Source organism: Sorangium sp. So ce302, from assembly GCF_051530145.1.
Taxonomy (GTDB): Bacteria; Myxococcota_A; Polyangia; order Polyangiales; family Polyangiaceae; genus Sorangium; species Sorangium cellulosum_B.
Genome location: NZ_CP150326.1, coordinates 2,629,928 through 2,647,064, shown reverse-complemented (window position 1 = coordinate 2,647,064; position 17,137 = coordinate 2,629,928). Strand labels below are relative to the sequence as shown.

Here is a 17,137-nt window from a genome sequence, read left to right as displayed (position 1 = left end):
TCACGAGCGCCTCCTCGGTGCCGTCTTGATCTCCATCGGCCTGAGCAGGCTCTGCTCCACGCTCCGGCGCATCGCGCGGACGTAGCGCGGCCGGGACCAGCTCCGCTCCTCGATGAGCTCCTGCCAGTTCCCGATCGACAGGATGGTGGCCAAGAAGTCCGCCGCATCCGGCGCCGACCATTCGTCGGCAAGCGCGCCTTCGGCCTGAAGCCGCGCCACGAAGCCCGCGCAGACGCCCGTGAAACCACGCATGCGGTCGCGCCACGCGAGCTCCGCGTCCTCGTCCGTGGCCCGTGCCACCCGCATGGCCCGCGCCACATCGGTGATGTGGGCGACGTAGCCCGCCCACGCGCCGATGAACTCGGAGAGGACCGCGCGCGCGTCGGGGAGGCGCTCGCACTTTCGGACCAGGTCGGCGAACCCATGCACCTCGTCGACGTGACGCACCAGCGCGACCAAGAGCTGGGTCCTGGTCTCGAAGTGCAGATAGACCGCTTGGCGCGACACCCCGGCCGCCGACGCGATCTCCGCCATCGAGACGCCGCGACGCCCCGGCTCGGTCACCAGCCGGCGCGCGGCCTCGAGGATCACGGCGCGGGTTTCCCCGTCCTTGCTTGACATGGTGTCAACATGGGGCATAGTTTACACTGTGTCAAGTTCGCCGGGCGCGCCGGCGCGGTTCCTCGAGGCGCTCTTCGGCCATGCGAGGAAGGGGCGAGAGGGACGACGTTGCGGACGCCACGTTCCCCTGATGCCCTTGTACTCCTCGCGCCTCCGCTCCCGTCAGGGCATCGGGTACACGAGCGAGAGCCCGGCGACGCACATCTCGTCGAACGTATTCCCCTCGCCGTAGGCCACGTCGATCGTCGAGATCAACTTCGCCTCCTTGAGCGCCTTGACCACGTACGGGTTCTCCGTCGAGTTATTGTACGTGCACCGGATCTGGAGCACGTCGCCCGGCTCGAGCGTCGGGAGCGTCTCGATGGGCGCGTCGTACGAGTACGAGCGCTGCCAGCCGAACTCCCACTTCGGCGCGTGCGCCAGGCACTCCTCCTTGGGTTGATCGGGTGAGCCGTTCGCCCGCGTGACCGTCACCTTCTCGTCGAAGCCCAGGTAGTGCATGTGCAGAAAGTCCCCATAGATGCGCGTGCCCGGCGGGAACGGCATCTCTTGCGATCCGGGCGAGTCCGGGGCCGGGACCGTGAACTGCTCCGTCTCCACGTGGTCCTTGCTGTCCGCGGGGATCAGGAACTCGACGCCGTTCTTGTCGCCCGGACCCGGTAGCAGCCCGAAGCCAAGCTCGCCGACCGGATCATCGAAGTTGCCGATCAGGTGGTACAGGAAGCCGTACTTCGGCTTCTCTTTGGTGAGCCTGAGCTGGATGCGCGTCAGGTCCGGGTCGGCCGTCGTGCCGGCGGGGTGGTAGTGGATCTGCATCATGATGAGCGACCCCTTCGGGATCAGCTGACCCACCCCCTCGGGCAGATCGACCGGGTCGGCGCCGGGAGCCCAGGCTGTGACCATCTGGAGCGCTCCAATCTCCGCGCCATTCGCGACCTCGCCGGCGCCACACGGAAAGCTCCCGTCGGGGCCGGCCAGGCTCGCGGACCTCCCCTCCGGATCGATGGAGATGATCCCATGGTGAACGACCTTGTGGTTGCCGGGCACCATCTGTAGACCATTCAGGTACTGGTCCTCGGTGAGCCCGGGATCGATGATGAAGCAGCGGAACTCGTCCTGCTCACCGGAGGTGACGTAGGGCTCGTTCGGATGAACCTCGAGGGTCATGCCCCGCAGGTCGGGGCTCATCGGCACGAACGAGGCGGGCGCGTCCTTCGGATCACCCTTGGGGGTGCCGGCCTTGCTCCAGGCCTCCAGCGTGCTGATCTCCTCCTCGGAGAGGCGGATGTCGCCCTTCCACGCGTGACGGGTCGAGCACTCGTCCGTGTCACGCACGGCGAAGGGCGGCATCGTGCCTGCCTTGGTCGTCTGGACCATGAGCGCCGCGACAGCCCTGGCGTCGTCGTACGCGGTAAGGCTGAAGGGCGCGATATTGCCCGCCGAGTGGCAGCCCATGCAGCTCTTCTGCAGGATGGGCTCGACGTCTTTGTGGAACGTGGGGCTACTCCCGGTAGCCTGGGGCTCCGTGGGCCCGTCGCCCCCGGAGCAGCCGGTGAACGAGGCGGCGGCTGGCAGGGCGAGGGCGAGGGTGAGGGCGGACAGCGAGGCTCGGGCGACGGAACGCGAACGTACTGAAGCAGGCATGAGACCTCCGGGCAGCCGGATCCTTCACGAGCGGAGGGCCCGGGCGCTTGGTAAGGAGCCACGTTTTGTTCGACTGCGTTTCAGATATGTGTACTATGCATATAGTCGCCCCTTCCGGAGCGTCAAGAACATTTGTGCAAAATACACAGATCAAAAAAAGAAGCTCCGCGAGGCAGTGCGCGACCGCCAGCGGGAGGACGTTCCAGCAGACGATCGATCAGATCGCCCAGTTGGCGCTCCGCCGCACGAGGGCGCGCCCACGAGGCCGAGGAGTCCAAGGGGCCGATCGGCCAGCTGCTGTCGGAGTTCCTGACGCGATCGAAGCCCTGACCGGGGCGTCAGCGCCCCGCGCGCCGGCGACGATCGATGAGCGCGGTCACGATCGGGAACAGCGGCAGCGCCATCAGCACGTAGAACCCCGGCTCATCGAACGCGGGCCCCCGCGGCCGGTAGATGCCGCCGCTGAGCAGACACGTCGCGAGGTACGCCACCAGGATGGCCGCCCCGCACAGGCTCCACAGCCGCAGGTCGATCGGCGCTGGTGACGAGGCACGCGCGGCCCGCGGCGTGGCGTCCGGCGCGTCGAGGACGCCGCGCCACCGCTCGACGTCCCACAGCGCCAGCCCGACCAGGCCCGCGAACATCAGCGTGACGACGGTCGCCGTCGGGACGACCGCCGTGCTCCAGCAGAACGCCAGGATCGCGCCCGTCACCGGCAGCGCCAGGAATGCCCCGGCCGTCGCGAACCGCTGCGTCATGAGCAGCGTCGCGGCCACCAGCTGGACCACGCCCACGAACGTGTAGAAGTGCCCGGTCGCGTGGAACGCGTGCAAGAACTCGTGGAACGGGCCGCGATTCCCCGGATCCGTGAACGGCTCGCCGAGGATCTTCTTCAGCCCCGCCGGCAGGAACGCGAAGCCTATCAGGATGCGCAGGTTCACCACGGCGAGGTGCGCCCACCGGCGCTGCCGGAGCCAGGCGACCATCGCCTCGATGCGGTCCATCACGGAGTCCACGGGCCGCGCAGTGTAGCCGCGCCGCACACCGGCGGCGAGCCGCGATCGGACGGCTCTGCTCCACGACCATGTTGAACGACTTACCGAACTGTCCACTGGACAGACCTCGTCCTGCGGCTTCGGCTGACCAATCGACTGATAGTTAGACAAACTAACCAACCTGCGCATGAAGACGACACAAGCACCGCTACTCGTGATACTGCTGTTGCACGCCGGCTGTGCCCGGAATGGTCCGTCGTCGCTGCCCCACGGCTCTGCAACTCGACCGCCCGCCCCTGCCCAAGAGATATCAAATAGTAGCTTGCCTGCATCGAAACAGCCAAGCCCGCCAAGCGCTACCACCGATGGGCACTTCGCTTATGCTCAGGTCCCACGGCCGAACGCTCTCTGTTGGGCGGAAAAAGGACAAAAGCTGGACGCTGCCTCGGCAGTGGATCTGGAGATTCTCATGACGGCGCTGCAGGAGCTCCTTGGAATCGATCTTCCAATCATCCAGGCCCCCATGGCCGGCGTGCAAGGCAGCGCGCTCGCGGTCGCGGTCTCCAGCGCTGGTGGGCTCGGTTCGCTGCCCGGCGCCGTGCTTGGTCCGGACGCCCTGCGCAAGGAGCTGGCAGCCCTCCGAGCGCAGACAACGAGGCCGTTCAACGTGAACTTCTTCTGTCACACGCGGCCCGAGCCCAACGCCGAGCAAGAAGCGATCTGGCGTGCCCGGCTCTTGCCGTATTTCGCTGAGCTCGGCGTCGATGCAAGCGCCATCCCGACCGGCCCCGGCCGGTTGCCCTTCAGCGATGAGGCCGCTGATGTGCTCGACGAGCTCAGACCTGCTGTGGTGAGCTTTCACTTCGGCCTGCCCTCGGAGGCTTTGCTCTCGCGGGTGCGCCGCTGGGGCGCGAAGATCCTGTCCTCTGCGACGACGGTCGACGAGGCGCGCTGGCTGGAGGCGCGCGGCGTCGACGCGGTCATCGCCCAGGGCATCGAGGCGGGCGGTCATCGCGGCAGCTTCCTGTCCGACGATCTCAGCGTCCAGCTCGGCACCTTCGCGCTGGTGCCGCAGATCGTGGACGCCGTGAAGATCCCCGTCATCGCCGCGGGCGGCATCGCGGACGCGAGGGGTGTCGCAGCCGCCATCGCGCTCGGTGCGGCCGGCGTGCAGATCGGGACGGCCTACCTCTTGTGCCCGGAGGCCACCACGAGCCTGGTGCATCGCGCGGCCCTCGCGAGCGGCGCAGCCAGCATCACGGCGCTCACCAACCTCTTCACCGGGCGACCCGCTCGGGGCATCGTGAACCGCCTCATGAGGGAGCTTGGGCCGATGAGCGGCGCCGCGCCAGCCTTTCCCTTGGCGACGTCGGCCATCGCCCCCCTGCGCGCCAAGGCCGAAAGCCAGGGCAGCGGCGACTTCTCGCCGTTATGGGCGGGGCAAAACGCCAGCGGGTGTAAGGAAGTGCCAGCGGCCGATCTCACGCGACAACTCGCGGGTGCACTCCCAGGTGCACGCTGACGCCGCCCGACCTGCCGATGGATCCGACGGGCGCCTGCGGCGTCCGCAGCTCATCCGCGGACAATCGGGTCAAAGGCTCCTGTTCGTGTATCCTGCAGCGACCATGTGCTGCACCTTCTCCCCCGCGAGGCTCTCCAGCACCCTCCTCTATGCCGGCGATGCACAGTGGAACGGCCTTTACGTCCACGTCCTCGCCTACCAGAACACGGCGTCGACCTCCGGCCCGAACGCCATGATCCTGCCGATTCCGGCCACGCGGCTCGGCCCGCAGAACGCGGTCGACACGCGCCCGTTCCGCACCTTCCTCGAGGACATCCGCCAGGCGACGCGCCGGCCGATCCCGCCAAGCTACGGCCCGCCGCCGTTCGCCGCGCCGCCCGCCGCCCGGGCCGTGGTCTTCGACGTGGGCAGCTATGCGGTGGTGCTCGCCGAGTCGCCGCGCGCGGTGCTCTCCGTCCTCGGGCAGGTCCCGGAGCCCAAGCGGCCTGCGCTCAACGACCGCATGCTTCAGGCGCTCGAGGCCTACTACCCCGGCTGGCCGGTGGCGGTCTGTTGCTGGAACGGCAACCTCCAGCCCGAGCCGCTCCTGTGGTGGTACGAGCCCAGGTACCCGGAGTGGCTGTTCGCGCCCGCGCTCGACGCGCACGACGGCAACCCGCCCGATCTCCGGGCGACGGTCGAGGTCGATCACCACATCTCCTTTGGCTCGGCCCTGAAGCCCGACGGACAGCCGGTCCGCTACCGCGATGAGGCGGGTGCGCACCGGCCGCTCTTGCCCTCGAGCGTGCGCGGCACGGAGCTGCGGTCCCGGATGAGCAACGGCGATTTCTGGGCGCGGCGCGACCAGCTCGGCGGGCCGGCGCTGCGTTGCGTGCCGGGCGACAGGGCGGGCGCGCCGATCGCGCTGAACGGCTGGGAGGGACCTCCACCGCCCTGGCTACCGCCCGAGCCCATGGTGTGGAACTGGAATCCGCCGCCGCCCCGCCCGCCCATGCCGCCGCGTCCCGATGGAAAGAGGCACTGCTCGAGCTGTGACTTCCTGCTCGATGCCTCGGCGAAGCTCTGCACCATGTGCGGAACGTGGATGGATGTCGAGGGAGCAGCCCAGAGCTGAGCTCGACGGCCACGGACGAGCGATCTGAAATCGGATAGAGTCTGCGAGATGCTCCCAGCCCCGCTCGTCCTGTTCCCGAGCAACCCGCTGCACCCGACCACGCCGGACAGCGCCTTCGAGGAGGAAGCCCGGCATGCCGCCAGCGCAGGCTTCGACGTCGGCTTCATCGACCTCGAGGTGTTCCTCGGCGGCGACGTGAAGCTCCGCCGGGTGCCGGAAGGCTCGGGCGAGGTGATCTACCGCGGCTGGCTCCTGGGCCTCGACGCTTATCGATGCATGAGCGAGGTCGTCGCCGCGCGTGGCCGGCGGTTGATCACGGAGCCGGCAGCGTACCAGCACTGCTATCACCTGCCGGCGTGGTACGAGGCGATCGGCGGCGCCGAGCACACAGCGCGGTCGATCTGGATCCCGGGCTCCACGTTCGACCTCGAAGCCGTCGTCGTTCACGTGCGAGAGGCGTTCGGATCGGGCGCCGTGATCCTCAAGGACTATGTGAAGTCCCGCAAGCACGAGTGGTTCGACGCGTGCTTCATCCCAGCGGCGGACGACGAGGCCAACGTGCGGCGCGTCGTGGGCAACTTCCTCCGCCTCCAGGACGACCACGTCGTCGGCGGGCTCGTCTTCCGCGAGTTCGTCGCGCTGCGACGCATCGGGCTGCACCCGAAGAGCAGGCTGCCGCTGGTGAACGAGCATCGCTTCTTCGTGCTCGACGGCCGGCCGTTCTACTCGGCACCGTACTGGGCCGACGGTGACTATCCGGGTGAGCCGCCGAGCGCCGACGTGCTCGCGCCTGTTCTCGGCCACGTGCGCAGTCGCTTCTACGCGGCCGACGTCGCCGAGAAGGAAGGGGGCGGCTGGATGCTGGTGGAGCTGAACGATGGCGGGTCGGCGGGCATCCCCGAGGGCGGGGCCGCGGACGCGTTCTACCGGAGCCTGCGCGCGGCGCTCGGCTGAGGAGCGTCCCATTGCTCGATCCGAACCATCGGCCGCGAACCGCCCCCCTGCGCACGCCCTGAGCGGGCCGTGAGCCGGAGGGGGCGCTCACGCGAGCTCCGGCGCGCGGCGGCTTGCCCGCGAGGCGCGGCGGCGCAAAGGGTGTCGGCCATGGCGCAAGAGACAGCGTTCGCCCTGTGGCTCATCCCCGGCGGAGCGCCGGCCGCGCGGCTCGAGGAGCTCATCGAGGCGCTCGCCCGGGAGACCGGGGGCCCGGCGTTCGCGCCTCACCTCACCCTGCTCGGCGGGCTGCGCGGCGACGGCGGCGCGCTGGCCGCGAAGCTCGGCGGGCTGCGCGGCGACGGCAGCGCGCTCCGCCCCGTCGCGCTCGAGGCGCGCGGCCCCGCCACCGGCAGCACCCGCCACCAGTGCGTGTTCCTCGACGTGACGCCGTCCGAGCCGCTCGCGGCGCTGCGCCGCGCGGCCGAGGCGGCGCTCGGCGCGAGCGAGGCCCCCTTTCGCCCGCACGTGAGCCTCGTGTACGGCGAGCTGCCGGCCGCGCGCCGCCAGGAGCTCGCCGCGGATCCTCGGGTGCTTGCGCTCGCGCACGGGGTGTGGCGGGCCGACCGGCTGGAGCTGTGGGCCGTGGAGGGGCGGACCGAGCGCTGGCGCTGCGTCGAGGGCGTCGCGCTGGAACGCCGGTGAGATCTCGCCGGCGCGGGTGTCATGCCTGCCCACCACGCGCCCAGACGCACGGTTCCGCCGCAGCGCAAGCGTCGACGAGGGATTTCCGCCCTGCGCGCAGATCGCGGCGCGCCGAAGTATGTGATCTCGTGGATCTCGGCTAGCCTGGGGCCCATGGCGATGGCTCCCGTTGCTGTGGGCGACGTCCTCGCGGGCAAGTACCGCGTGGAGCAGATCGTTGGCGCCGGTGCGATGGGCACGATCGTCGCCGCGTGGCACCTGGAGCTCGAGCAGCGGGTCGCGATGAAGTTCCTGCACTCGCTGCGGGCGGATGGCGGCGACCCGGCGGAGCGGTTCCGGCGCGAGGCGCGCGCGCTGGCCAGGATCAAGAGCGAGCACGTGGCGCGCGTCCTGGATGTCGGCTCGCTGGAGGGCGGGATGCCCTACATGGTGATGGAGTTCCTGGAGGGGAACGACCTCGCCTACGAGATCCGGGCGCGCGGTCCGCTGCCCGTGGTGGAGGCCGTCGGGTACATGCTCCAGGCCCTCGACGCGATGGCCGAGGCGCACGCCACGGGGATCGTGCACCGCGATCTCAAGCCGGCCAACCTGTTCCTCTCGCTCCGGCCCGACGGCGACCGGGTCATCAAGGTCCTGGATTTCGGTATCTCGAAGTCGCTGCTCGGCATATCGCGCGACCAGGTGGCGCTGACCCAGACAGCGTCGCTCCTCGGGTCGCCGCTCTACATGTCTCCCGAGCAGGTGCGCTCCGCGAAGGATGTGGATACGCGCGCGGATATCTGGTCTCTCGGCGTGATCCTGTATGAGATGCTGACCGGGCGGACTCCGTACGACGGCGACTCCGTCGCTCAGCTCTTCCACACGCTGCTCTACGAGAACGCTGCCCCGGTCACCCAGCTGCGCCCCGACGTCCCGCGCGAGCTGGACGCCGTGGTGATGCACTGCCTCGCCAAGGAGCGCGAGCAGCGGTGGACGAACGTCGGCGATCTGGCGGCCGCGCTGCTCCCGTTCGGCCCTGCCACGGGCCACATGCACGTCGACCGGGCGCGCCGCATGCTCGGCAGCTCCTCGGACATCGCACGGCCGTCGCTCCTCCAGACCGGCGTGCCGAGCGGGGGCGCCCAGGGCTTCGGATCGCGCCCGTCCATACCGCACGGGGGCGCGCCCTTCGCACCGGGCTCGCCGTCTTCGCCGTCCTTCGCGCCGGCCTCGCCGTCCTTCGTGCCGGCCTCGCCGTCCTTCGCGCCGGGCACGCCGTCCTTCGTGCCGGCCGCACCAACTGCGCCCAACGCGGAGACGGGGCCGACGGTCAACTCGTGGAGCAACTCGGGCCATCCGGTGCGAACGGTCCGGCACGGGGCGCGCGTCGTCCTGGCGATCGCCGCCGGCGCCCTCCTGGCAGGGGCCTCGCTCGGCGCCTTGTTCTTCCTGCGCTCCGGGCTCGCCACCGACCAGGAACAGCCCCCCGCAGCCGCGGCGGCGCCCACCGCCGAGGCCACGACGGCGCCCACCTCCGAGGCCACGACGGCGCCCACCTCCGAGGCCACGGCTGCGCCCACCTCCGAGGCCACGGCGAAGGGCGACGCGCGCGAGGCTCCCGGCGCCACCGGCGGCGCGCCCGAGGTGGCCGGCGGTTCGCCAGCCCCGACCGCGCCGGCGGCCTCCTCCAGCGCGCCCGCGCCGGCGGCGGCGTCCTCCGGCCCGGCGGCGCCGCTCGCCGCGCAGCCGGGCGCGCCTCGGGCGACCGCCACGGCCCGGCCCGTCGAGCGCGCGCAGCCCGACGCGGGGGCGCGCCCGGAGCCGACGCGGGGCAATTCGATCAGCGACTTCGGCGGGCGGCGCTGAGCGTGGCGCTCCCGTCGATCCGGCGACGGCCCCCGGGGCCGCCGTGGCCAGCTTGGAGGAGAACACGGGACGTATGAGGCGTACGAAACGTCGTCAGCGAAGCATCGCACACTGCGTCGGCCTGGGTCTGTGCGCGGCGTTGATCTCCGGGGGGCTCCCCGCGCGGGCGGAGCCGAGCGCCGCCGACAAGGCGACGGCGGAGGCGCTCTTCGACGCGGCGCTCGACCTGATGAAGCAGGGGCGCAGCGCGGAGGCGTGCCCGAGGCTGGAGCAGAGCCAGCGCATCGATCCGGGCATCGGCACGCTCCTCTACCTGGCCGAGTGTTACGAGAACACCGGCCGCACGGCGAGCGCCTGGGCCACGTTCCGGCAGGCCATGTCGGAGTCTCAGGCCGCGGGGCAAGCCGACCGCGCCCGCAAGGCGCAGGCGAGGGCGGCCCGGCTGGAGCCGGGCCTGTCGAAGCTGAGCATCGGCGTCGCGGCGGAGAACCTCGCGATCGAGGGCTTCAAGGTACGCTCCGCCGGAAAGGCGATCGATCCCGCGGTCTTCGGCGTCGCGATCCCCGTGGATCCGGGCGAGATCGCGATCGAGGCGAGCGCCCCGGGCCACGAGACCTGGACGGCGACCGTGAAGCTCGGGGGCGACAAGAAGGGCCCTGCGAGCGTCGATGTCCCGGCGCTCAAGCGGCTCGAGGGGCCGCCGCCTGCGCCCCGCGATGCGCCGCCTCCCGAGGCGGCGGGCCCTGCGCCGGCGCGCGGCGCCCCTGCGCCGGCGCCGGCGCCCGCGGCGTCCGGGGGCAACACGGCGCGCTTGATTGGCTTCGTCGTGGGCGGCGCGGGCGTCGTGGGGCTCGGCGTCGGGACGTTCTTCGGCGTGAAGGCCATCTCGAAGAACAGCGACGCGGAAAGCTACTGCAAGGGCGGCAGCACGTGCGAGGACGAGCGCGGCGTCACGCTGACCGAGGAGGCCAAGAGCGCCGCCACCGTGTCGAACGTCGCGTTCGGGCTCGGGGCGGCGGCGGCGATCGGCGGCGCCGTCCTCGTGTTCGTCGTCGCGCCGAGGCAGGCCCCGCCCGTCCAGGTGGGGGCGTTCGTGGACGCGCGCAACGTCGGGTTGCGCGTGGGAGGTACGTTCTAATGAGACGCATGACAGGGCTCCTGTCGCTCGCCCTGCTCGCCCCGCTCTCGAGCCTCGCGTGGCTCGGCTGCCAGGCCATCGCCGGCATCGAGGACCGCACCTTCGACCCGGGCAGCACGGAGACGGGGGGCGGGCAGGCGCCCGTGAGCGAGCAATGCGCGTCGTACTGCGCCGACGTGATGGCGAACTGCACGGGAGAGCACCAGGTCTATGCCACGCTGGCGACCTGCCAGGGCGTGTGCGCGCTGCTCCCGGCGGGCGATCCCCTGGAGCCCGTGGACAACACGGTCGCGTGCCGCGCCCGCCAGGCGGAGCTCGCGGGCGCCACCGGCGAGGTCGGGGTGCACTGCCCGGCGGCGGGCCCGGGCGGCGGCGGCGAGTGCGGGAGCAACTGCGAGAGCTACTGCGCGCTGCGGGCCGCGGCGTGCACGCTCGAGGTCGCCACCGAGGAGGAGTGCGTCGCCATGTGCGCGGGGCTCAAGGACGTGGATAAGTTCGACGTCATCGAGAACCACGACGGCGACACGCTGCAGTGCCGCCTCGTGCACGTGAGCTCCGCGACGGTGGACCCCGAGGAGCACTGCCCGCACGCGAGCCTGACGCCGGTGCAGCCCTGCGGCGATCCGGAAGGGACCGAGCCGAGCTGCGAGGACTTCTGCCAGGTGGTCATGACGTCGTGCACGGGCGATCTGGCCGTGTACGAGTCGAGAGCGCAATGCCTCTCGGTCTGCGCGGCGCTCCCTCCCGGCGCGACGGAGGACCGGACCGAGAACACCGTGGGCTGCCGCAAGTACCACGCTTACAGCGCGATGCTGGCGCCGACCACCCACTGCCCGCACGCGGGGCCGGGCGGAGACGGCCATTGCGGGGTCGAGGAGCCAGGCTCGGGCACGACGGGCAACTGCGTGTCGTACTGCACGCTGTTCGAGGCGGCCTGCAAGGAGGCCCTCGGCGAGGCGTACGATGGCTGGGGCGCGGCGTGCCAGGACGAGTGCAGCACGATGACGGGAGCCGCCCACGATTCCCACTACGCCGTCGCGAGCGCCGAGGGCGGCGACACGGTCTCTTGCCGGCTGCTCCACGTGAGCCGCGCGTTCGAGAACCCGGACGAGTGCCTCGCGCTGGCCGACGGGACCGCCTGTCAGTGATGGGGGCGCGGTAGCCCCACCGCGTTCGGGAGGGCGTGTCGGCGGTTCCGGAGATGGGTCGGGCCGCTCGATACGCCCTCGATGACGCAAACGGACATGCTCTGAGCGAAGGGGGCGCCCTCGGGCGCTCCGCTGGCAACGCGTTGATGTGCGAGCAAGGGTGCCTCCATATTGTGGAGGCCGAGAACGACGGCGGTTCCCATAAATCACGCCGATCCGCGATGAAGGGGCGCGGAGATCCAGGAGAAGCCTGATACGTCGGTCGGGAGAGGCGTCCATGGACGCGCTCCGCGAGCCTCGATAGAGTCCGCCGCATCAAGGAGGACGACATGCGGGGGTGGACGCGTCGAGCGCTCGCGCTGGTGTTGACGGGAGGGATCCTGGCCATGCTGGTCCCAGCGTGCACCATCCACCTCCGACCGGCGGATCGAGACGAGACAGAAGACGAGCCCGCGGAGAACGAGCCGGCGGAGCGCCCTGACGAGGACAGTGAGCCTGGCGGCGGCCCGGAGGCCGATGAAGTCGACAACGAGCCGCTGTCCCCGGAGGAACAGGCGTACGAGGAGCTGCTGAACGTCGATCCTCAGGAGCTCGCTCTCAAGACCATGGCGACCTCCTACGCGGCGGTGATGGTCGCGAGCCTCGTCGAATCACAGGTGCTCGATCCAGCGGCCATCGACGAAGCAGCGATAGAGCCACTGATCGAGCAGGTTGAGCCAGCCGGCTGGGATGCGGCGTACGCCTGGATGGAAACACCGGAGGCCGTGACGCTGGCTGCGAATGACGGGGTTTACCCCAATTTCACGTGCTTCGACGAGCCATATGCCTGTCCGCAGACGACCGAGTGCCCGTTGAACAACGGCGAGCAGGCGTTCTGCATGGTAACACATTGTGGCGACGCTCAATGCCCTTGGTGCCCATGGGGCCTCGGGAATCTTCTTTTTAAGTCCTGGTGCGCCTACGGCTGCCTCAAGCGCGGCAGTCTCGTCGCTGGCGCATATATCCTCGTTTCGCACTTTGGACCCGGGGACAGGCACTGCACCTATTGGTGAGCAAGAAGCAATGAAAACCACATTCGAGGACGGGAACACCCTGACATTCACGAGCGGCGACGGCAGAGAAGATATCGAGGACACGGTTGACGCCATCAACGCCACGTATTGGCTGTGGGCTTTCTCGTCGCCGCGCGTCTACGGGACGTTTAGCCGCGTGCCTCCTCGCGACCACATCCTACGCATGATGAGCATCTACATCTCTTATGTGAAGAAGGGCGGCCGCCACACTGCTCCACAGTTCCAACCCGTACACTACGAACGGCGCCTGCCGCTCGCGCTGCGCCTACGCGAGCTCTTCGAGCAGTGGACACAGCCTGAGTTACCCCAGGAGGTCGTGGACGTTTCTAGGGCGCTCATCGAATATGAAGGCATCAAGGCGCCCGCGTGCGGGTGGGATGCGTACGAAGATCCGGAGGAAGACGGGATCAAGTACGAAGACACGCTCCTCTGGCCCGAAGGTGTGCCCGCCATCCTGAAAGGCCGATGGCCGCCGAAGCGTTCGAATCGTTGACTCCAAACCAGGAGCTCTCCATGGCGACCACGCATTCGATGAATCTCGCCGGCGCCGCCACGCTGTCCGCTGCCCTGTCGGCGCTCGCGGCAGGCTGCGCGCCCTCTGGCGGCAGCTCGCCGGCCCCGACCGAGCCGGCCGAATCGCGCAGCGCAGCCGGAGCGGGACATGGGGCTGACCCCCACGACGGCAAAGCCGCCAGCGGAGCGGGCCAGGAGGCGCTCGCGCGCACCGATCCCGCGCAGATCCAGGCCATGATGGACGGTACGCGCAAGCATGCCATGGTGATCGCAGGGTTCGCCAACACGATGGCCGCCTTCGCTGCGCCCCGGGTCATCGCCAGGGCGAAGAGCCTCCCGAGCCGCGCGGAGATGCTCCGGTGCATCGATGCTTATCTCGAGGTGGTCGCGGAGACGAAGCGATCTCCCCACGACGATGGGAATCAAGCCATGATCAACGCCGAACCCTACGCCCTCAAGCTCCGCGACCTCTTCGCCGCCTGGACCCCCGCCGCGATCGTGCCGGCTGCGATCCAGAACAACGCGCGCGGCGCGCTCGACGCGCTCGGCATACCCGAACCCCCCGAGGGATGGGACCGATTCGAGGGAGATGCCGCTTCGAGCTCGCCGTAGCGCCGCGCGCCGCCTCACGGCGGCATAACGAACGGCGCCGGCCCCGCCACGGCGCCGCGAGCCCGAGGTACTAACGCGCCGTCATCCTGCTCCCCAGGACGAGCCCCCGCCGCGCGTGCGCGCGATGGATTAGTGATCCCGGCGGCAGGGGGCCATGCACGAAGGAGGGGCTGTCAGGCCATGAAGAGAGCGGAAGCGAGACGGTGGCTTGCCCTTGTCGTGCTCGGGCTGGCGGCGGCGGGGATCCTGGGCCTCTCGTTGTGGCTCCGCGCCGGAGAGGCGCCGGCGGACGGCCCCGCGCCTCCGGCGAGCGCCGCCTCGACGCGGGGAGCGCGGCGCCTCCGCGCGAGGGACGCGCCACCGACGCTCGGGAGCATCGCGGGGCGGGTCGCCAATGCGGCCGGCTCGCCCGTCGCCGGAGCGCTTGTGTGCGCCAGCGCGAGCGGCGGAGCGAGCGGCCTGACGCCGTTCGATCTGGGCGAGCCGACGTGCGCGCCCGCAGGAGAGGACGGCCGCTACCAGATCGCGGATCTCTCCCCCGCGCGCTGGACGCTTTTCGCCTCGGCGCCGGGCCACCGCCCGGCGAGCTACACCTCCCCTGCCCCGGACCGCGCCGGCTGGCTCGATCTCCGCCAGGGAGAGGCGCGCACCGGCGTCGATCTGACGCTCGTCCGCGGCGGCGTCGAGGTCCGGGGCCACGTCAAGGACGTCAGCGGCGGGCCCATCGCCGGGGCGCTCGTCATGATTCATGGCTTCCTGGGGTCGCACCAGGGCGCCGCGGTGACCCGCTCCGACGCAGAAGGCTCCTTCTCCGCGTGGACCGAGGAGGGATACTGCCTGGCGCGCGCCACCGCCGACGGGTACGCCGAGGGGTCGCAGCACGGCATGGCGCCGGGGCCACCGCTCGAGATCTTGATGACGCCCGGCTCGGTGATCGAGGGGCGGGTCGTCGAGGCGGGGTCGGGCGCGCCGATCGCCGGCGCGACGATCCGTCCCGGGATGGCGCAGAGGTGGGGCCCCGGGGAGGTGAAACCCGTGTCGAGCGACGCGGAGGGGCGCTTCCGCATCCCGGGCCTGCCGCCCGGGCGGTACAAGCCCACGGCGCGCGCCGCGGGCGGCTATGGCCAGGCGCGAGCGAGCGTGGTGCTCGGGATCGGCCAGACCGCGAGCGAGGTGGTGATCGAGATGCACCCCGCCAGCAGCGTGGCCGGCCGCGTGGAGGTCGCGCCCGGGGGCGGGCCCTGCGCGAGCGGCTCCGTCACCCTGTTTCACGAGGGGAGCGGCTGGCTCCCGACGGTCCTCGCGGCCGACGGTTCGGCGCGCTTCGAGGGGGTGCTGCCCGGCTCGTACCAGGTGATGGTGCTCTGCCAGGATCACGCGTCGGAGCCGGCCTACCCCGCCGTGGAGGTCGGCGAGGCGGACGTCGAGGGACTCGTGTGGACCGTCCGCGCCGGGCTGTCGCTCCGCGGCCGGGTGGTGGACCGCGAGGACAAGCCCGTGCGCGCCATGGTCCACGCGAGCCCGACCGACATGGGGGGGATGCAGCCGATGCAGCCCGGCCCCGTCGGGCAGAGCGATGACGACGGCCGCTTCGTGCTCCGGGGGCTCCTCCCTGGCAAGCACAGGGTCATGGCGCACTCGAACGATCACATTCCGCCCGAACCGGTGATGGTCGAGCTCGTCGACGAGCGCGCTCCCGAGATCACCCTCGTGATGGACAGCGGGGGTCGCGTCGAGGGCACCGTGACCGACGAGGACCGCCGCCCCGTTGCAGGCGCGGACGTCATGCTGAGCGCGCAGCAGCCCGGGTGGGGCGGCCCTCCGAGAAAGTCCCTCGCGGACGGGACATTCGTGATCAAGGGGGTCGCGCCGGGCGCGTACCGGATCTGGGCCATGCAGGGGGGTATGCCCATGAGGGCGCCAGGTCAGGCCGGCGGCGGCGACCCCGGGGTCGCTGTCACCGTGAAGGCAGGGGCGGCCGCGCGCGTGAGCCTTGTCGTGGAGCGCCAGAACGGCGAGATCCACGGGCGCGTCGTCGACGGGAGCAGCAGGCCGGTGGCGGACGCGTTCGTCAATGTCCAGCGGGAGCCCGAGGGCGCGGGCGAGCCGGGCGCCCCGGCCCCTCCGCCCCCGCCGCCGGAGAGCATGGGGCCCCACGCGCCGGTGCTCACCGATCCCGACGGGGAGTTCGTGATCGGGAACCTGGGCCGGGGCACGTACACGGTCCAGGCGCAGCGCCGCGGAGGGGGCCGCGCCGCCGTCGAGCACGTCGAGATCGGCGGCACCGTGACGCTCACGATCCAGGAGACAGGCACCGTCTCCGGCGCCGTCTCCAGCCCCGGCGGCGCGCCGCCCGATCAGTTCACGATCCGCGTCACGGGCCGCGAAGCGCCGTTCTTCCGGAACGAGTCCTTCGCGTTCACGGACGGGGCCTGGACGATGAGCGACCTGCCGGCGGGCAAGTACGAACTTGCAGCCGACGCCCCGGAGGGGACGGCCACGGGGGAGGTGACGCTCGCGCAGGGGGAGCAGCGGAGCGGGGTGGTGCTCACGCTCACCGGGCGCGTCGCGCTCCGGGGTCAGGTGGTGTCCCTGGAGGACGGCGCGCCCATGGCCGGGGTGACCGTGCACGCGTACCCGCGCGCCGGCGGAATGGCGCCCTCGCCGGTGCAGCAGCACGAGGTCACGGACGGAGCGGGGCATTTTCACCTCGACCGCGTGCCCAGAGGTCCCCTCGTGCTCATGCTCATGCCCGCGGATCCGATGAGCTCGGCGTTCGACGCGGCGATGATCCCGGTCGATGTGCAGCCGGGCGCGGAGACCGACGTCGGGCGGCTGTTCATGGCGAAGCGCCGGGTGAAGCAGGACGAGCCTCCCGGCGATCTCGGGTTCACGGTCGAGCCGCCCCGGTCGCCGATGGAGATGGCCATGCGGCCGCACGAGGTGGTCGAGGTGCGCCGCGGCGGTCCGGCCGCGGCGGCGGGCCTGCAGGTGGGGGACGTGATCGTCTCGGTGGACGGCCACGATGTCACCGGCAAGCTGGGGTATCTGGTTGGGTCCCTGATCCGCGTGCCTGCGGGGACCCGGGTGACCCTCGGGCTCTCGCGCGGGGCGAGCGTGGCCCTCGTGGCCGCGGCGATGCCGCCACCCCCGGGCGGCGGGCTGGGCGGCATCGAAGCCGCGCCCGGGCCCCCGTAGGCGCTGGCCGCCACCTCGTGACGGCAGGCGCGTGGACGAGCTCGCCGCCTGGGCTCTCGGCGGCGGGCGTCGGGGC

Annotated in this window: 14 protein-coding genes; 11 read left to right on the top strand and 3 right to left on the bottom strand. The window is 71.0% G+C overall.

The annotated features are described in order from the left end of the window. The 3 genes from WME73_RS10335 to WME73_RS10325 all read right to left on the bottom strand — a co-directional run bounded on the left by WME73_RS10335 (nucleotide 1) and on the right by WME73_RS10325 (nucleotide 3,281). Complete coding sequence (locus WME73_RS10335) at nucleotides 1-621, bottom strand: TetR/AcrR family transcriptional regulator (RefSeq protein ID WP_437915544.1); 621 nt, start codon at nucleotides 619-621, stop codon at nucleotides 1-3. Between the two features lie 162 nt (nucleotides 622-783). Further along, entirely contained in the window at nucleotides 784-2,265 is a 1,482-nt protein-coding gene (locus WME73_RS10330) for a hypothetical protein (RefSeq protein WP_437915543.1), read from the bottom strand. A gap of 338 nt (nucleotides 2,266-2,603) precedes the next feature. Next, nucleotides 2,604-3,281: a hypothetical protein gene (locus tag WME73_RS10325; protein WP_437915542.1), complete on the bottom strand. Its 678-nt coding sequence runs from the start codon at nucleotides 3,279-3,281 to the stop codon at nucleotides 2,604-2,606. Nucleotides 3,282-3,729: 448 nt separating this feature from the next. Between WME73_RS10325 and WME73_RS10320 the strand changes: the two genes are divergently transcribed. The 11 genes from WME73_RS10320 (at nucleotide 3,730) to WME73_RS10270 (ending at nucleotide 17,061) form a co-directional block, all read left to right on the top strand. After that, nucleotides 3,730-4,782 carry an NAD(P)H-dependent flavin oxidoreductase gene (locus tag WME73_RS10320; protein ID WP_437917371.1) on the top strand — a complete coding sequence of 351 codons (1,053 nt, stop codon included), beginning with the start codon at nucleotides 3,730-3,732 and terminating at the stop codon, nucleotides 4,780-4,782. Between the two features lie 103 nt (nucleotides 4,783-4,885). Beyond that, complete coding sequence (locus WME73_RS10315; protein ID WP_437915541.1) at nucleotides 4,886-5,896, top strand: hypothetical protein; 1,011 nt, start codon at nucleotides 4,886-4,888, stop codon at nucleotides 5,894-5,896. Between the two features lie 48 nt (nucleotides 5,897-5,944). Further along, on the top strand, nucleotides 5,945-6,850 hold the full coding sequence (locus WME73_RS10310) for an ATP-grasp domain-containing protein (RefSeq protein WP_437915540.1): 906 nt from the start codon (nucleotides 5,945-5,947) through the stop codon (nucleotides 6,848-6,850). A 150-nt stretch (nucleotides 6,851-7,000) separates the two neighbouring features. Further along, nucleotides 7,001-7,534, top strand: a complete 534-nt coding sequence (locus tag WME73_RS10305; RefSeq protein ID WP_437745290.1) for a 2'-5' RNA ligase family protein — start codon at nucleotides 7,001-7,003, stop codon at nucleotides 7,532-7,534. 153 nt (nucleotides 7,535-7,687) lie between these two features. Next, a complete protein-coding gene (locus tag WME73_RS10300; protein ID WP_437915539.1) occupies nucleotides 7,688-9,379 on the top strand; it encodes a protein kinase domain-containing protein in 1,692 nt (563 codons plus the stop codon). A 139-nt stretch (nucleotides 9,380-9,518) separates the two neighbouring features. Further along, on the top strand, nucleotides 9,519-10,517 hold the full coding sequence (locus WME73_RS10295) for a tetratricopeptide repeat protein (protein ID WP_437915538.1): 999 nt from the start codon (nucleotides 9,519-9,521) through the stop codon (nucleotides 10,515-10,517). Then, entirely contained in the window at nucleotides 10,517-11,665 is a 1,149-nt protein-coding gene (locus tag WME73_RS10290) for a hypothetical protein (protein WP_437915537.1), read from the top strand. The genes WME73_RS10295 and WME73_RS10290 overlap by 1 nt, the downstream gene beginning before the upstream one ends. A 329-nt stretch (nucleotides 11,666-11,994) precedes the next feature. Then, nucleotides 11,995-12,717: a hypothetical protein gene (locus WME73_RS10285; protein WP_437915536.1), complete on the top strand. Its 723-nt coding sequence runs from the start codon at nucleotides 11,995-11,997 to the stop codon at nucleotides 12,715-12,717. 10 nt (nucleotides 12,718-12,727) lie between these two features. Further along, entirely contained in the window at nucleotides 12,728-13,231 is a 504-nt protein-coding gene (locus WME73_RS10280; RefSeq protein WP_437915535.1) for a hypothetical protein, read from the top strand. Between the two features lie 20 nt (nucleotides 13,232-13,251). Then, nucleotides 13,252-13,863 carry a hypothetical protein gene (locus tag WME73_RS10275; RefSeq protein WP_437915534.1) on the top strand — a complete coding sequence of 204 codons (612 nt, stop codon included), beginning with the start codon at nucleotides 13,252-13,254 and terminating at the stop codon, nucleotides 13,861-13,863. A 180-nt stretch (nucleotides 13,864-14,043) separates the two neighbouring features. Then, nucleotides 14,044-17,061, top strand: a complete 3,018-nt coding sequence (locus WME73_RS10270) for a carboxypeptidase regulatory-like domain-containing protein (protein ID WP_437915533.1) — start codon at nucleotides 14,044-14,046, stop codon at nucleotides 17,059-17,061. Nucleotides 17,062-17,137: the final 76 nt, after the last annotated feature.

Excerpts from the sequence above, each read along its gene's own strand:
- WME73_RS10305 (WP_437745290.1), top strand. The coding sequence starts at position 7,001 with ATGGCGCAAGAGACAGCGTTCGCCCTGTGGCTCATCCCCGGCGGAGCG.
- WME73_RS10275 (WP_437915534.1), top strand. The coding sequence starts at position 13,252 with ATGGCGACCACGCATTCGATGAATCTCGCCGGCGCCGCCACGCTGTCC.
- WME73_RS10270 (WP_437915533.1), top strand. The coding sequence starts at position 14,044 with ATGAAGAGAGCGGAAGCGAGACGGTGGCTTGCCCTTGTCGTGCTCGGG.
- WME73_RS10285 (WP_437915536.1), top strand. The coding sequence starts at position 11,995 with ATGCGGGGGTGGACGCGTCGAGCGCTCGCGCTGGTGTTGACGGGAGGG.
- WME73_RS10335 (WP_437915544.1), bottom strand. The coding sequence starts at position 621 with ATGTCAAGCAAGGACGGGGAAACCCGCGCCGTGATCCTCGAGGCCGCG.
- WME73_RS10310 (WP_437915540.1), top strand. The coding sequence starts at position 5,945 with ATGCTCCCAGCCCCGCTCGTCCTGTTCCCGAGCAACCCGCTGCACCCG.
- WME73_RS10300 (WP_437915539.1), top strand. The coding sequence starts at position 7,688 with ATGGCGATGGCTCCCGTTGCTGTGGGCGACGTCCTCGCGGGCAAGTAC.
- WME73_RS10320 (WP_437917371.1), top strand. The coding sequence starts at position 3,730 with ATGACGGCGCTGCAGGAGCTCCTTGGAATCGATCTTCCAATCATCCAG.
- WME73_RS10330 (WP_437915543.1), bottom strand. The coding sequence starts at position 2,265 with ATGCCTGCTTCAGTACGTTCGCGTTCCGTCGCCCGAGCCTCGCTGTCC.
- WME73_RS10290 (WP_437915537.1), top strand. The coding sequence starts at position 10,517 with ATGAGACGCATGACAGGGCTCCTGTCGCTCGCCCTGCTCGCCCCGCTC.
- WME73_RS10280 (WP_437915535.1), top strand. The coding sequence starts at position 12,728 with ATGAAAACCACATTCGAGGACGGGAACACCCTGACATTCACGAGCGGC.
- WME73_RS10315 (WP_437915541.1), top strand. The coding sequence starts at position 4,886 with ATGTGCTGCACCTTCTCCCCCGCGAGGCTCTCCAGCACCCTCCTCTAT.